The sequence below is a fragment of the Streptomyces sp. NPDC001902 genome (assembly GCF_042891295.1).
Classification (GTDB): Bacteria; Actinomycetota; Actinomycetes; order Streptomycetales; family Streptomycetaceae; genus Actinacidiphila.
In genome coordinates, this window is the sequence record NZ_JBIATA010000022.1 from 15,690 (window position 1) to 29,894 (window position 14,205).

The window sequence follows — 14,205 nt, forward strand, 5'->3', positions numbered from 1 at the left end:
CCGCGGGCCCGCCGGGCCCCACCGCCCCCGCCCACCCGGCCGCCCCCGGGTGCCACGCCCGCGCGGGGGGGGGCCCCCCCCCCCCCCCGCGGGCGGGGGGGGGGGGGGGGGGCCCCCCCGCCCCCGCGCCCGTCCATGCCGGCCGACGTTGCTGACGAACCCGAGCTTGCCCTTGGCCGCCGCTCCGACCCTCATCGTGACGTCGCGAAGTCCCGGCGCTTGGTGTGGTGGGTGAAGCGCGTCGCCCGTGGGCCGGTACACCAGGGCCCGGCGCTCAGCCACCAGCTCCGGCTACCCCCACCGCATGCTCGGGCTCAGCGGGCCGGGGGTGCGTTCTTCGGTCGGCGTTGCGTACAGGACGAGGTTGCGTTCGTAGCGGCGTGCCGCGCGATCGTAGGGACCGGCGCAGGTGATCAAAGCCAGCCGGTGGGGGCCGGCGCGTGTGAAGAGGTCACGTGGCAGACGCTCCTGCTGGTACGTGCGCCGGGCGGTGACCCGGTAGGGACGTACCTTGGCGTCCGCTCCTGTCACGGTGATGGGGCCTCCCACCGGGATGTCGTACAGTGCGGCGAAGGTGCCCAGCCCGTCTTCGCGGCTGTCGACATGACCCGCTATCAAGACCGTGCCGGTCGCCGCGCCCAGCGGGGCCCCCAGTGCCCACCATCCGCCGGTGTGGAGGTCTTCCGGCAGGTCGAGAGCACCGTCGGCCCGGGCGGCGACGGGTACGACGACGGCGTCGAGACCGGCCGGGCCATGGATGCGGGTGGGTGGCGACGCCTCTTGGTCGTCGGAGGCGGGGCGGTGCACTCCGGCGGGCAGGGTGCCCGAGTCGGTGACGCCCAGTTGCGGCGTGGTCCACGTCAGCCAGCCGGCGGCCGCCGCGCCCACACCGCAAAGTGTCATCACAGCGGCGGCCGACCGGTGGCGTTCCACGGGTTCTAGCTCTTCCCGGCCGTTCGGCGGCGGATGCGCAGGAGCCAGGCCGCTCCACCGGCGGTGAGCAACGCGCCTCCGGCCACGCCGACCATGCCCGCGGTGGTGGCCGAGCCTTGCGCAGCGGCGAACTGGCCCCCGGATCCGGCGTGGACCATGCCGGTGCCCGAAGGGGCGTGGCAGGTGCCGCCGCGGACCATTTCCAGGTGCATCGCCACCACCGGACGGGCGCTGCGGGCGGCTGCCACCACTTCGGCGTTGCTCCCCGCCTTGATCTCCCGGTCGATCAACGCGAGGGTCTCGCGGTGCCCGACGTCCTCGGTGCTGAGCCATGCCGCGTCGTACGCCGGGCTGCCCGCCTTCGCCTGCACCTCGGCCAGCCCCTTGTCCTGCGCGCTGGACGGCGACGCAGGCAGCGTCACCTTCAGCTTGCCCGCGAGCATCTTCACATCCGCGTCGAGCTTGCTGTGGTCTTGGACGAGCACCTCGCCGACCTGCTTCACGCACTCGCTCGTCGCGTGGCTCTGTGCGTCGTTCCCAGCCGCGATCTCGGCGAGGTTCCCTTGGTGGACCTTCGCCAGGAACGTCGTGTCCTGGTCGGTCAGCCCCGCAGCGAACGCCTGGGGCGTTGCTATGCCGGACAATGCCGCCGCTGCCACGGCGGCAGCAAGCAGTCGTGTACGCATCGGTACTGCTCCCTTCGAGCCGGTGGGGCTGCCAAGGCGGCACCACACCGGTGGTCAGAACGGGGCGCATGGCACAGCGCCCCCGGACAGATGGCTGCCACCCCGGCGCCCCGCCGTACCGGTGAAGTCCGGTGGCTCACCCGTCGAGCCGATGTGCGCGTGCGCCGGCCGTGAAAGACCGCCCAGCCGCATGGCCGGATCTGTCCGTCGCACGGTTTCGCTGGGCGGCCGGCCCGTGCCGGCTACGGGAGGAGGACGCGGTGGAGCGGCCCTGGTCGTGCCCTCGGCGCGAACCGCGTCGGAGTGTGACTTCGGGCCCCGGGCCAGGGCTATGGGGTTCGCCCGGGGGCTGGCGCGCCCGTGTTACCCAGTGCGCTCCGGCCCCTCGTCCTCGGCCGCCGGCAGTGACCGGATGGCGCGGCCGCTCACCTCGCGCGGGACGACGCGGATCCACAGTTCCCGCGTCCCCCCGGCCCAGGGCTCGGCTCCGGGACGCCGGGCGAGGGACTCCACGACGGCGGCGTCGGTGATCCGGTCAGCGGTGCCCGCCACCAGGACGCTCCAGCCGACACGGCTGGTCTCGTCGACGTGGTCGGTCTCGAAGGCGAGCTTCGTGCCGGACGCGACCGCTGCCGCGCCGGCCGGATCCGTCCGGTAGACGACCGTTCGCCCGTCCACCAGGAAGTTGACCGGCACCAGCACGGGAGGCTCGTCCCGGGTGTCCGGCTCCGGCGCATGGGCCACCCGGCCGATGCCGTGCGTGCCCAGCCGTTCCCAGCACTCCTGCTCGGACAGCCGCTGCAGCACCGGACGGGCCGCCGGTCCGCCCCGTCCCGGCGGCGCCTCGCGCGAGCCGAGCGCCAGCTCCTCGTACGACACCCCCAGCACGGCGGCCAGCCGCATCAGCGAGGCGGGGTCGAAGTCGGTGCCCAGCTCCTCGACCTGCCGCAGGTACACGATCGACATCCCGGCCCTGGTGGCCAGCTCCTCGCGGGACATGCCCAGCTGCTCCCGCCGCACCGCGACGCGGCCGGCCACGCTCTCACCGTCGAAGGAGCCGCCGCCCGCCGAGCCGGGCCGGTCCGGACCACCCATCACTGCCGCTCACCACCTTCGTCCCGTCTCCTTTCAGCGCAACAGACCCATGGGCAGCCCGCCAGTCCAGGGAGCCGTCCCCGGCCGGAAACGCCCCGGGGGGCGACGTTCGGTCAGGCGAGGGCCGGTTCGCGTGTGACCGCGGCGAGCCCCCCGGCCCGGGACAGGAGCTGGACGCAACCGGCGCACAGCAGGCCGGTCGCGGTCAGCGTCAGCCAGACCAGCCACGGCCTGCCGCTGTGGTCGGCGAGGTCCCAGATGGCCCCGGTGGCGAGGTTGCCCAGGGTGATGCCCAGCCCGGAGACGGTGTTGTACCAGCCGTAGTGCGTGGCGACGAGGCGCTCTCCGGAGAGGGTGACGATGGTGTCCATCTCGAAGGGGTAGACCACCGCGCTGCCCACGGCCAGGACCGCGACGGCGATCACGAGCAGGGCCACCGCGAGGACGGCCTCGAACGTCCCGCCGGACGGGTCGGGGCTCACGGCCAGGGGCGTGAAGGCCAGGCCCATGAGGAGGATCCCGCCGACGATGGCCTGCGGCCCGGACCAGCGGGCACGCACCCAGTGGGTGATGCGGAGCTGGCCGAGGACGGAAACGACCGCCGAGACGATGAACAGGCCGCTGGTGACGGCCTGTCCGCCGGGGCCCAGGAGTGCGTGGGCCTGTAGGGGCAGGGCCAGGTAGAGCTGGAAGGACAGCACGTACGAGCCGATCATGGCCAGGGAGAACAGCATGAACGGCCGGTTGCCCAGCACCTGCCGCCAGGAGCCGAGGACACCCGCCGCCGCCCCGGGGCCCGTGCCGGTGCCGCGTTCCGGCCGCCGGTCGGGCAGGGCCCGGCACTGCAGGACGGTCAGCACGGCGAAGACGGCCGCGGCCGTCAGGCACACGGCGCGGAAGTCCAGGGCGAGCAGCGCCAGGCCGACCAGGGGGCCGATCAGGACGCCCGCCTGGTAGAAGACGTTGAAAAGGGCGAAGCCCTCCACCCGCCGCTCCCCGGCCTCCACGGCCAGATAGGCGCGGACCGCCGGGTTGAACAGCGCGCCGGCGAACCCGGCTGCGGCCGAGGCCGCGACCAGCGCGGGCAGGGAGTCGACCAGCCCGAGCAGCGCGAAGCCGAAGGTGCGCAGGGTGCAGCCCATCACGATGGGCGTCTTGTAGCCGAAGCGGTCCGCGATGGTGCCGCCGAACACGAACATGCCCTGCTGGGAGAAGTTCCGTACGCCCAGGACGAGGCCGACGGCCCAGGCGGCCAGGCCGAGACCGCCGGCCAGGTGGTCGGCGAGGTAGGGCATGAGCATGTAGAAGCCCAGGTTGATGGCGAACTGGTTGGCCATCAACAGCCGGGCCGGGGTGTCGAAGGAGCGGGCCTGCCGCCACAGCCCCCTCACCGGGCGGCCTCGAAGGACAGGCCGCCGAGTTCGCCGGCCGGCGCGTCGGCCGGCGGGTCCACCACGGTGGTGCAGCGGGTCCAGCGGTCGACCACGGTCTCGCCCGGGTGGGCGATCTCCTGCGGGTCCTCGGCCGGTTCGTGGTGGAGCAGGCCGTGGCCCCGGCAGTATGCGTCGTCGAAGACGGTGCCGACGTAGCGTTGCGGGCCGTCGGGGAAGATCGTCACGATCCGGGTCTCGGCCGGCAGCGTACGGGCCAGCCAGCGGGAGACCAGGGCGACCGCGCCGACGCTCCAGCCGCCGGTGGCGTAGTGGTAGCGGGCGAGGCGCCGGCAGGCCCACACCGCCTCGCCGGCGGCGACCCAGTGCACCTCGTCGAAGGCCCCGTGGTCGACGTTGCGGGGATGGATGCTGCTGCCAAGGCCCCGCATGAGCCGGGCGGCGGGCGGCTGGCCGAAGATCGTCGATCCCGTGGTGTCGACACCGACCAGCCGCAGGTTGGGGAAGAACGCGCGCAGTCGGCCGCTGACCCCGGCCGAGTGTCCTCCGGTGCCGACACTGGCGACCAGGACGTCGATGCGGCCGAGCTGGGCGACGAGTTCGTGGGCGAGGGCCGCGTAGGCGGCGACGTTGTCAGGGTTGTGGTACTGGTCCGGGCACCAGGCGGTCGGATCGGCGGCGAGGAGTTCCCGCACCCTGTCGCGGCGGGCCTGCTGCCAGCCGCCGACGGCGTGCGGTTCGGCGACGATGTCGACGGTCGCTCCGTAGGCGGTGAGCAGGGAGACCATGGGCGGTTCCATGCCGGGGTCGGTGACCGCCGTGACCGCGTGTCCGTGCACGGCCCCCGCGAGGGCGAGCCCGAGGCCGAGCGTGCCGCTGGTGGACTCCACGATGCGGGCACCGGGGAGGAGTTCACCGCGGGCGCGGGCCGCCTCGATCATGTACAGCGCGGAGCGGTCCTTGATGCCGCCGGGGTTGAAGCCCTCGAGTTTGGCCCAGAAGCCGCGGCCGTCGGGGACGAAGGGCGATCCGACCCACAGCACGGGCGTGTTGCCGACCAGTCCGGCCGGAGTGCGGCGCGGGGGCGCGGTGGCGGCGAGGAGTGCGGCCGGGGACGCGGGCGTGCCGGGGTGAGGGAGGGTGCTCATACGGGTTTCTCCTGCGGCCGTCGCCGTGGCGCGGCCGTTGGTCGTACGGATCCGGGGGCGCGTGCAGCCGTGCCCGCTGCGCGGTGCGCGGTGCGGCGGGCGGGGCTGGGGCCCTGTCAGGTCCGCGATACGCAGAGCAGGCTCAGTGTTCCGGGGCCGGAACGTGCGGGTGCGCAGGGCCGTCCGGCGCCTGCGGCCTCGGCCTTCGGGGGGTGGATGGCCGGCGCCGGTACGGCAGGCGCCGCCCCGATGCCGGAAACCGTGGGGGTGTCGGCCAGCCGGGGACGGGGATCGGGGAGCCGGTCGAGTGCGACTCCGCACAGGGCGTGGTGGTCGGCGGGAGGTCCGTCGCCGCGTGCGACGTCCTGGTCCGGGCGGGTCGCGGCGTCCTGCGGCTGGCACGGGGCCGCCGCGGCGGGACCGGCGGTGAGGGTGTCGCCACCCGTACGGTCCGGCCCGTGCGCGCAGGCCACCAGGTGGATGCTCGTGAACACGAGCACGCCCAGCAGCAGGAGCACTCCACGGAAGGAGATGCGCCGACCCGCTCGCCACGTCATGTCACGGATCGTAGTCGATCAGTTGCCTTGTGCAGTGAAGGGCCCGCGCCGCGGACCGATTTCATCGGGCCGGCAGGTCGAGTAGCCGGAAGCGGCCGGGCGGGACGGACCAGGTCCGGCCGCCGATGCGGATCCGGACCGGTGCCCCCGCGGAGGCGGGGACGGCGACGCTGATGCGGCCTCCGTCGACGTGGATCCGCACGCCCCAGTGACCCCGGTAGCGGACCGTGAAGGCGAAGCGCGACAGCTGCGGCAGCGGCGCCGGATCGAGCCACAGGGCGTCCTCACGGGCTTCCAGACCGGTCAGGCCGCGCTGGACGAGGTCGAGGGTGCCGGACATGGCACCCAGGTGTATGCCTTCCTCGGTGGTGCCGCCCTGGACGTCGGTGACGTCCCCTAGCAGTGCCTCCTGCGCGCAGGACCATGCGTCGGCCGGGTGGGCCCGGGTCAGCACCCAGGCGTGCACCACCCCGCTGAGGGTGGAGCCGTGGCTGGTGCGGCGCAGGTAGTAGTCGACCGTTGACTGCCATGTGCCGTCGTCCAGCCGGTACCCCAGGCGCCCGAACAGGCGGTGCAGTTCGGTGGGTGGGAACAGGTAGCCCAGCATGAGCACGTCGGCCTGCTTGGACGCCCGGTAGCGGTTGACCGAGTCCCCCTCGGCCTCCAGGATCCGGTCCAGCCGGCGGATGTCCCCGTACCGGGCCCGGTAGCCCGCCCAGTCGATCTCCTCCAGCCCGTCGTAGCCCGTGAACTGGCTGATCACGCCGGCATGCCAGGGGACGTACAGCTTGCGCGAGACGTCCTCCCAGCGGTCCGTCTCCTCCGGGCCGAGGCACGTCCGCTCGCGGAGTTCGTCGCGGCGCGGCGCGGGGAGGGTCCGCCACAGCTCCAGGGTCCGCTCCAGTACCCAGGCGGCGGTGACGTTGGTGTACGTGTTGTCGTCGACTCCGGGTGTCGCGGAGCCGGGGTAGGCGTCGTGGTACTCGTCGGGTCCGACGACGCCGCGGATGCGGTAGCGGCCGCCGGTGTCGCAGTCGGGGTCCCAGGTGGCGCGGCAGGCCCAGAAGCGGGCGATCTGCAACAGCATCTCGGCGCCCTTGGTGTACAGGAACTCCGTGTCGCCGGTGGCCTGGCCGTACCGCCAGATGTTGTAGGCCACGGCGGAGCCGACGTGGTGCTGGAGCCGGGTGTGGTCCGGCAGCCAGCGTCCCGAGCGCGGGTTGAGGTGGAGGGTCTGGGTCTCCTCGCGTCCGTCGCTGCCGCTCTGCCACGGGTACATCGCTCCCGTGCACCCCACCTGTTCCGCCGCCCGGCACGCCTCCTCCAGACGGCGGTGGCGGTACTCCAGCAGCGCCCGGGACACCTCGGGGAAGTGCAGGTCGAGGTAGGGCAGGACGAACAGTTCGTCCCAGAAGACGTGTCCTCGGTAGGCCTCTCCGTGCAGTCCCCTGGCGGGCACGCCCACGTCCAGCTCGGCGGTGTGCGGGGAGAGGGTCTGCAGGACGTGGAAGGCGTGCAGCCGCAGGATCCGTCCGGCTTCGCCGGGAATGTCCAGGCCGGCGCGGCGCCACAGCCGGGCCCAGGCGGCGGTGTGCGTGGCGAGGAGGCCGGCGAAGTCCGGGGCCCGTTCAACACGGTCGAGGGCGGCGTGCAGCGGGTCGCTGATCGCCGGGTCCCGGGAGGTGTGCAGGGCGACGGTCTTCTCGACGACGGCCGGCCGGTCCGGCGCGACCGGGACGGTCAGCCGGTGGACCACGGTGCGCTCCCCCGGCTCCAGTGTCCGTACGGCCGTCGGAGACGTCGTGGCGCGTGTCCGCGCGGCGAGCGCGATGCGGATGTCGGAGGCGGTGGTACGGCACCGCAGCCAGACGGTGTCCGGTTCGGAGGTTCCGGTGTGCATCCGGGTGAGGTGACGGCCGTTCAGGTCCCCGTAGCGGGCGACACCTGCGTTGCCGACGTCGCCGTCGAGCGCGGACTCGACCTCCAGGTCGGCGGACCAGTCGCCCTCCACGCGGAAGACGGTGCGCAGTGCGGCGAGGTGCGGGGCGTGCATGTGCACCAGCCGGGTCTGCTCGACGGCGAGGACCCGCCCGCGCGGGTCACGCAGCCGCAACGTCCGCGTCAGGGTGCCGCGTCGGAGGTCTAGGTCCTGCCGGTGCTCCAGCAGTGAGCCGTCGTCGGGGGCGAACCACGCCCCGCCGTCGCCGATCCTGAACCGCAGGGGCAGCCAGTTGGGCAGGTTGACCATGTCCTCGTTCTGCACCTTCCGCCCGGCGACGGTGGAGTGGAGCCGGTTGTAGCACCCGGCGGCGTAGGTGCCGGGGTAGTGGTGGGGGCCGGCCACGGTCTCCGGGGCGGCGCCGCGGGTGGCGAAGTAGCCGTTGCCAAGAGTGCACAGGGCCTCGCGCAACCGTTCCTGGGCTGGGTCGTAACCCTCGTACGACCAGGTCCACTCCCCCATCGTCGCCCCTCTCCAGGGAATCCGGCGGCCGGGCCGGGCCCGCCGCGCGGCCCCCTCCTGCGCCTCGGGGTCGTGCGACAGGCCTTCCTCTCCAGTCTCCCTTCGACCCCGCTGCCCCGCCCCGGGAGCGGGGCAGGGCCGGCTCAACCGCGGATCACGCGGGCTGGGGGACGAGGGCGACCGGGCACGGGGCGTGGTGGATCACCGCATGGTTGACGGGGCCGAGCTGGAGCCCGAAGGGGCTGTTGCGGCGACGGGCGCCGACGACCAGCAGGTCAGCGTCGTCCAGCGTCGCGAGCAGGACCTTGCGGGCATGGCCCTCCTGCACATACCGGTGGTGGCGCACGCCGGGGCGGGCGGTCGCCGCGGCCCGCAGGGCCTGGTCAAGGTGTTCCTCGGCACGACGTCGGTGGTTTTTGGCCGCCTCGTCCTCGTAGCCGTACTCGGCGCTCCCGCCCGGCGGCATCCGCCAAGCGTGAACGGCCCGCACACCGCATCCGCGCAGTTGGGCCTCGTGGAAGGCGAACTCCACGGCGGCGGCGGAGTTCTCGTCCGGCCCTACACCGAGCACGATCCAGCCCTGGCCGGAGCCGGCGTCCCGTTCCTCTCGGTCGCCCCTCACCACGACCACCGGGCACTCCGCACGGCCGGCCAGGGTCAGACCGACGGAGCCCAGCAGCAGGCCCGCCATGTCGCCGCGGCCACGGTGGCCCACCACCACGGCGGTGGCGCGGGTCGCTTCGCGCAGCAACGCGTACGTGGTGTCCTCGGCAAGGACCTCGGCCGACACCTCGAGGCCGGGGCGGCGCAGGCCGGCCCGCTCCCGTGCGGAACTCGCGATGTGCTGGGCCAGGATCTGCGCTTCGGGAGGTACCCGGCTGAAGGAAGGGGCCCGTCCCTCGTACCGCTCCCACAGGGAGGCGTGCACGATCCGCAGCGGCAGCCCGCGTACCTCGGCCTCGTCCGCGGCCCAGTCGACCGCCTTCAGGGCGGCATCCGAGCCGTCGGTGCCCACGACCAGGGGAAGCGTCATGGCTTCCACCGCCTCTCGATGTTGTGGTTCCCGTACCGACGACCCTGCCGGTCGGTGCCCCATGCGCACATGGGCCAGTCGGCCCGTCCCAGGGGACCCTCGGCCGTACCGGTGGCCCCACCGGCCCATGCGGGGCACGGTGGAAACGACCGACAGTGGACCTGACGAGGCGGGGCCCGTCCACGGCGGACCCGGCCTGAGACGACAGTGCAGGGAGGCGGGGAGATGTACCACCGCAACGTCGGCGATCTGATGACCAGGGCAGTCGTGTCGGCGCGGCCGGACACGCCGTTCAAGGAGATCGCGAAGCTGCTGGCGGAACACGACGTCACGGCCGTTCCCGTCGTGGACGAAGGGAACCGGCCGGTGGGCGTGGTGTCCGAGGCGGACCTCCTGCACAAGGAGGCGGGGCAGCCGGATCCGACCGGCCTGCTGCCGGCCCGGCATCCGCGGCCGGGCGAGCGTTCCGGCCTCGCCGCCACGACCGCGGAGGGGCTGATGAGCAGCCCGCCCGTCGTCGCGCGGCCCGAGTGGTCCGTGGTCGAGGCGGCCCGGGTGATGGAGCGTCGAGGGGTGAAGCGGCTGCCGGTGGTGGACGAGACGGGCCGACTGGTGGGGGTGGTCAGCCGCGCCGACCTGCTCCGGGTCTTCCTGCGCAGGGACCGCGCCATCCGTGAGGAGATAGCCGGTGACCTGCTGGTGAAGACGCTCGGGCTCGCCCCCAACGCCGTCACGGTCCAGGTGGTCGACGGGAAGGTCACCCTCGAGGGCGTGATGGATCGCCGCAGCCTCGTGCCGGTGGTCACCGAGCTGTGCCGCGGCGTCGACGGCGTCGTCGACGTCGAGGCCCGGCTGGGCTACAAGGCCGACGACACCGTCCGGCCCGCCCCGGCGCACCGCTGACCCTGCGGGAGCAGGCAGTGGACGGTGCCGTGTCCTCGCCCTCCACGAGCTCTCGTCTGACGCCGCGGCCGCGCGTTCCGGACGGGGCACCGCCTGACCCTCGTCCGCCCCGGCCGGCGCCGGATGAGGGGCCTTTCGGCCCCCGTCGGAGCCCCGGCCGACCCCTGGGAGCACCTCGGTCCCCGCCCGATGGTGGGAGGGAGCCGAGGAGAGGGGAACAGCGATGACGGACACCGCGTTGCGCCGGCCGCAGCCGACCCACGCGCTGCTGGCGGACGGCAGGACCGTGGAGATCCGCGCCGCGGGGCCGGACGACCACGACCGGGTCGAGCACCTGTACGCACGGATGTCGCCGGAGAACGTGCGGTTGCGGTTCTTCTGCGTGGGCCGGCGTTCGGGACAGCTCGCCGCCGACCGTCTCCACGAACCCGCCCGGCCTGGTCGGCTGACCTTGCTCGCGCTGCTCGGCGACCGGCTGGTGGGCCTCGCCGAGTACGTCACCGGACAGGACCCCGAGGCGGCCGACGTCGCTCTGGCCGTGGCCGACGACGTCCACCACACCGGCGTCGGAACCCTGCTGCTGGAGCACCTGGTGCACGCGGCCCGCTCCGACGGCATCAGGACCTTCGAAGCCGACGCCCTCGCGGACAACCACGCCGTGCTCAAGGTCTTCGCAGATCTGAGGCTGCGGACCGCCCGCCACTTCGACGGCCCCGAAGTGCAGTGCACCATCCGCCTCGATGCCGACGAGCGGTACCTGGCGGCCTGTGACGAACGAGGCCGTGGCGCCGACACCGCGAGCATGCGGCCGCTCCTGCGCCCGCGCTCGGTGGTGGTCGTCGGGGCCGGCACCAAGCCGTCGTCGGTGGGGCGGGCGGTCCTGCGCAACCTGCTGCGCGGCGGCTTCACCGGTCCTCTGTACGCGGTCAACCCGCACGCCGGCACCATCGCGGACGTTCCCGCGTACCCGTCCGTGGCCGAGCTGCCGCAGGTTCCCGAGCTGGCCGTGCTCGCCATCCCGGCCGCGGCGGTGCCGGAGGTCGCGCGCCAGTGTGGTGCCGTCGGGGTGCGCGCGCTGGTCGTCGTCACCTCCGGGCTGGACTCGGGCCAGGCCGTGGCGCTGCTCGGTGCCTGCCGCCACTACGGGATGCGCCTGGTCGGCCCGAACTGCCTCGGCATCGCGAACACCGAGGAGGACGTACGGCTGGAGGCCACCTTCGCCGCGCACCGGCCGCTGCCCGGTACCGCCGGTGTCGCCGTCCAGTCGGGCGGGGTGGGCATCGCGCTGCTCGGCGGCCTGGCCCGGCTGGGCATCGGGGTCTCGGAGTTCGTCTCGCTCGGCGACAAGTACGACGTCAGCGGCAACGACCTGTTGCAGTGGTGGGAGGGCGACGGCCGCACCGACATGGCGCTGCTCCACCTGGAGTCCTTCGGCAACCCGCGCGCATTCTCCCGCACCGCCCGCCGGGTGGCACGCGTCATGCCCGTGCTGACCGTCGACGCGGGCCGTTCCGAGGCCGGGCGGCGTGCCGCGGCCTCGCACACGGCTGCCGCCGCGACGCCGACGATGACCCGGCAGGCGCTGTTCACCCAGGCGGGGATCATCGCGACGCGCACGATCGGCGAACTCCTCGAGACCGCCGCTCTCCTGCACTCGCAGCCACTCCCCGACGGCACCCGTGTCGCCGTGGTGTCCAACGCGGGTGGCGCCGGGGTACTGGCGGCGGACGCCTGCCAGGAGGCCGGGCTCTCGGTGCCCGTCCTACCGGAAGCCGTGACCCGGGAACTGCTCGGTCTGCTGCCCTTGGGTGCGAGCGCCGCCAATCCGGTGGACACGACCGCCGCGGTGGGCGAGAGCGCACTGCGCGCCTGCGTGGACCGGCTCGCCGGCCACCCGTCCGTGGACGCCGTACTGCTCGTCCTGGTCCCCACCGCCCTGGCCGCGGCGACCGGTGACGACCCGGTGCGGGCCCTCACGCACGGCCTTGGCGACGGCCGGGCCGCAACCGTGGCCGCGGTCCTGCTCGACCAGCCCGAGGGCGTACGGCTGCTGCACACCGCAGGCGGTGGGGCAGTACCCGCCTACAACGACCCGCGGGCCGCGGCCCAGGCACTGGCCCACGCGGCGGCGCGGGCCCGCGGGCTGGCCCGGCCGCCGGGCACCGTGCCCGTCGTGAAGGGCACCGACGCGGCCGCCGCGAGGGCCTTGGTCGAGGGGTTCCTCGCCGCACACCCCGACGGAGGCTGGCTCGCCCCGTACGCCTGCGCCGAGTTGCTCGACCACTACGGCATCCCGCACGTGGCGCAGGCATGGGCGCAGGACGAGCAGCAGGCCGTCGAGGCGGCGGGGCGGCTCACCGGACCCGGTGGACGGGTGGCGCTCAAGGCCCACTGGCCGGGCCTGGTGCACAAGAGCGAGCACGGGGCGGTCTTGCTGGACCTCCAAGGCGAGGAGCAGGTCCGCGCCGGGTACCGCGAGCTGGCCGGACGTTTCGGCGAGGTGCTGACGGGCGTACTGGTGCAGCCGATGGCGGGCCGGGGCACCGAACTGTTCGCAGGTCTCGTCCAGGACGAGGTGTTCGGGCCGCTGGTCCTGTTCGGCCTGGGCGGCACCGCCACCGAGGTGCTGGCCGACCACGCGGCGCGGCTGGCCCCGCTCACCGACCTCGACGTCCACGACCTGATCACCGCGCCGCGGTGTGCCCCGCTCCTGTTCGGTCACCGCGGCAGCACGGCGGCCGACCTGGAGGGGCTCGAGCAACTGCTGCTGCGGCTGTCGGCGATGGCGTCCGACCTGCCGCAGCTCGCCGAGGCCGACCTCAATCCCGTGGTCGCCCGCCCGAGCGGCGTGGAGGCCCTCGACGTCCGCATCCGCGTGCTCCCGCGGCAAGCCCGGGACCCGTACCTGCGCCGGCTTCGGTGAGCCTGCCGCGGCCAGGAGGAGACGACGATGAAGCACCGCAAGACCGGTCACCTGATGACGGCGGACGTCGTCAGTGTCCGTGAGGGCACTCCGTTCAAGGACGTCGTCGCGTTGCTCGCACGGCACCGGATCAGCGGCCTGCCCGTGGTCGACGACGACGACAAGGTGCTCGGAGTCGTCTCCGAGAGCGACCTGATGCTGCGCCAGGCGGCCCGGCAGGAGGGCTGGCGCGGGCGGCGCCTGCAGGCGCTGTCCCCCTCCGCCCGGAGGAATGCCGTCCGTGGCCGCGCACGCACCGCCGGGCAGCTGATGTCCACTCCGGCGATCACCGTACGCGCGGGGGAGAGCATCGCCGTCGCCGCACGCACCATGGCGGACCACCGCGTCAACCGACTGCCCGTGGTCGACGACGAGGACCGTCTCGTCGGCATCGTCACCCGTGGCGACCTGCTCCAGGTCTTCCTCCGCCCGGACCGCGAGATCCGGACCGAGGTCGTCGACGAGGTCGTCGTCCGCGCCCTGTGGCTGGCCCCGCGCGCGATCGGGGTGAGCGTCCACCTCGGGGTGGTCACCCTCGAGGGCCGCTTGGAGCGCCGCAGTGAGGTGCCCCTGGCCGAGGCCATGACCCGGCACGTCGACGGCGTGGTCGCCGTGGTGAACCGGCTCACGTACCGGATCGACGACACGCACGGACGGCCCGCGGATCCCACGGTCCACGGCGTCACCGCCGAACGGCTACGCACTCCGTGAGGAGGACACGATGTTCGTCTACGACCACATGAACGGCTGGGGCTGGGCCCTGATGTCACTCGGCTGGCTCGTGCTGCTGGTGCTCGTCGGCCTGGCCGTGACGGTACTGGTGCGCCGCACCCACGACACCGGTCCGGCCCGGTCCGCCGAGCGGCAGCTCCCGAGCCCGCGGGAGCTACTGGCCGAGCGGTACGCCCGCGGCGAGATCGACGACGTGGAGTACCGGCAGAGGCTCGAGGTACTGGAACAGGCGACCGGTCACCGGCAGGACTCGAGGTGATCGGACACGGTGCACTCCTCGCGGGCCGCGACGGCACACCTCCCG

The 14,205-nt window shown here is 73.7% G+C and carries 12 protein-coding genes; 4 read left to right on the top strand and 8 right to left on the bottom strand.

Annotated features, from left to right (window positions below; all coding sequences use genetic code 11):
* Positions 1 to 291: 291 nt before the first annotated feature.
* The 8 genes from ACFYYN_RS29935 to ACFYYN_RS29970 form a co-directional block, all read right to left on the bottom strand.
* Positions 292 to 888 (bottom strand): class F sortase, encoded by a 597-nt coding sequence (locus tag ACFYYN_RS29935; protein WP_500548222.1) that lies wholly within the window; start codon positions 886 to 888, stop codon positions 292 to 294.
* A gap of 50 nt (positions 889 to 938) precedes the next feature.
* Positions 939 to 1,619, bottom strand: coding sequence for a DUF4142 domain-containing protein (locus ACFYYN_RS29940; RefSeq protein ID WP_500327456.1), 681 nt, complete (start codon positions 1,617 to 1,619; stop codon positions 939 to 941).
* A gap of 363 nt (positions 1,620 to 1,982) precedes the next feature.
* A complete protein-coding gene (locus ACFYYN_RS29945) occupies positions 1,983 to 2,714 on the bottom strand; it encodes a helix-turn-helix domain-containing protein (RefSeq protein ID WP_500548223.1) in 732 nt (243 codons plus the stop codon).
* Positions 2,715 to 2,827: 113 nt separating this feature from the next.
* Positions 2,828 to 4,105, bottom strand: coding sequence for an MDR family MFS transporter (locus tag ACFYYN_RS29950; protein WP_500548224.1), 1,278 nt, complete (start codon positions 4,103 to 4,105; stop codon positions 2,828 to 2,830).
* A complete protein-coding gene (locus tag ACFYYN_RS29955) occupies positions 4,102 to 5,253 on the bottom strand; it encodes a PLP-dependent cysteine synthase family protein (RefSeq protein WP_500548225.1) in 1,152 nt (383 codons plus the stop codon). Before ACFYYN_RS29955 ends, ACFYYN_RS29950 begins: the two co-directional genes overlap by 4 nt.
* A 116-nt stretch (positions 5,254 to 5,369) precedes the next feature.
* Positions 5,370 to 5,810, bottom strand: coding sequence for a hypothetical protein (locus tag ACFYYN_RS29960; protein WP_500548226.1), 441 nt, complete (start codon positions 5,808 to 5,810; stop codon positions 5,370 to 5,372).
* A 61-nt stretch (positions 5,811 to 5,871) separates the two neighbouring features.
* On the bottom strand, positions 5,872 to 8,271 hold the full coding sequence (locus ACFYYN_RS29965; RefSeq protein ID WP_500548227.1) for a glycoside hydrolase family 65 protein: 2,400 nt from the start codon (positions 8,269 to 8,271) through the stop codon (positions 5,872 to 5,874).
* A gap of 154 nt (positions 8,272 to 8,425) precedes the next feature.
* On the bottom strand, positions 8,426 to 9,304 hold the full coding sequence (locus ACFYYN_RS29970) for a universal stress protein (protein ID WP_500548228.1): 879 nt from the start codon (positions 9,302 to 9,304) through the stop codon (positions 8,426 to 8,428).
* Positions 9,305 to 9,529: 225 nt separating this feature from the next.
* On the opposite strand from ACFYYN_RS29970, the gene ACFYYN_RS29975 reads away from it, so the two are divergent.
* From ACFYYN_RS29975 to ACFYYN_RS29990, 4 genes are all read left to right on the top strand, one after another.
* Positions 9,530 to 10,207 (top strand): CBS domain-containing protein, encoded by a 678-nt coding sequence (locus tag ACFYYN_RS29975; RefSeq protein ID WP_500548229.1) that lies wholly within the window; start codon positions 9,530 to 9,532, stop codon positions 10,205 to 10,207.
* Positions 10,208 to 10,430: 223 nt separating this feature from the next.
* Positions 10,431 to 13,130: a bifunctional acetate--CoA ligase family protein/GNAT family N-acetyltransferase gene (locus ACFYYN_RS29980; RefSeq protein ID WP_500548230.1), complete on the top strand. Its 2,700-nt coding sequence runs from the start codon at positions 10,431 to 10,433 to the stop codon at positions 13,128 to 13,130.
* A gap of 27 nt (positions 13,131 to 13,157) precedes the next feature.
* A complete protein-coding gene (locus ACFYYN_RS29985; RefSeq protein WP_500548231.1) occupies positions 13,158 to 13,880 on the top strand; it encodes a CBS domain-containing protein in 723 nt (240 codons plus the stop codon).
* 10 nt (positions 13,881 to 13,890) lie between these two features.
* Entirely contained in the window at positions 13,891 to 14,160 is a 270-nt protein-coding gene (locus tag ACFYYN_RS29990) for an SHOCT domain-containing protein (RefSeq protein WP_500548232.1), read from the top strand.
* Positions 14,161 to 14,205: the final 45 nt, after the last annotated feature.

Excerpts from the sequence above, each read along its gene's own strand:
- ACFYYN_RS29970 (WP_500548228.1), bottom strand. The coding sequence starts at position 9,304 with ATGACGCTTCCCCTGGTCGTGGGCACCGACGGCTCGGATGCCGCCCTG.
- ACFYYN_RS29985 (WP_500548231.1), top strand. The coding sequence starts at position 13,158 with ATGAAGCACCGCAAGACCGGTCACCTGATGACGGCGGACGTCGTCAGT.
- ACFYYN_RS29990 (WP_500548232.1), top strand. The coding sequence starts at position 13,891 with ATGTTCGTCTACGACCACATGAACGGCTGGGGCTGGGCCCTGATGTCA.
- ACFYYN_RS29980 (WP_500548230.1), top strand. The coding sequence starts at position 10,431 with ATGACGGACACCGCGTTGCGCCGGCCGCAGCCGACCCACGCGCTGCTG.
- ACFYYN_RS29965 (WP_500548227.1), bottom strand. The coding sequence starts at position 8,271 with ATGGGGGAGTGGACCTGGTCGTACGAGGGTTACGACCCAGCCCAGGAA.
- ACFYYN_RS29960 (WP_500548226.1), bottom strand. The coding sequence starts at position 5,810 with ATGACGTGGCGAGCGGGTCGGCGCATCTCCTTCCGTGGAGTGCTCCTG.
- ACFYYN_RS29955 (WP_500548225.1), bottom strand. The coding sequence starts at position 5,253 with ATGAGCACCCTCCCTCACCCCGGCACGCCCGCGTCCCCGGCCGCACTC.
- ACFYYN_RS29940 (WP_500327456.1), bottom strand. The coding sequence starts at position 1,619 with ATGCGTACACGACTGCTTGCTGCCGCCGTGGCAGCGGCGGCATTGTCC.
- ACFYYN_RS29975 (WP_500548229.1), top strand. The coding sequence starts at position 9,530 with ATGTACCACCGCAACGTCGGCGATCTGATGACCAGGGCAGTCGTGTCG.
- ACFYYN_RS29945 (WP_500548223.1), bottom strand. The coding sequence starts at position 2,714 with ATGGGTGGTCCGGACCGGCCCGGCTCGGCGGGCGGCGGCTCCTTCGAC.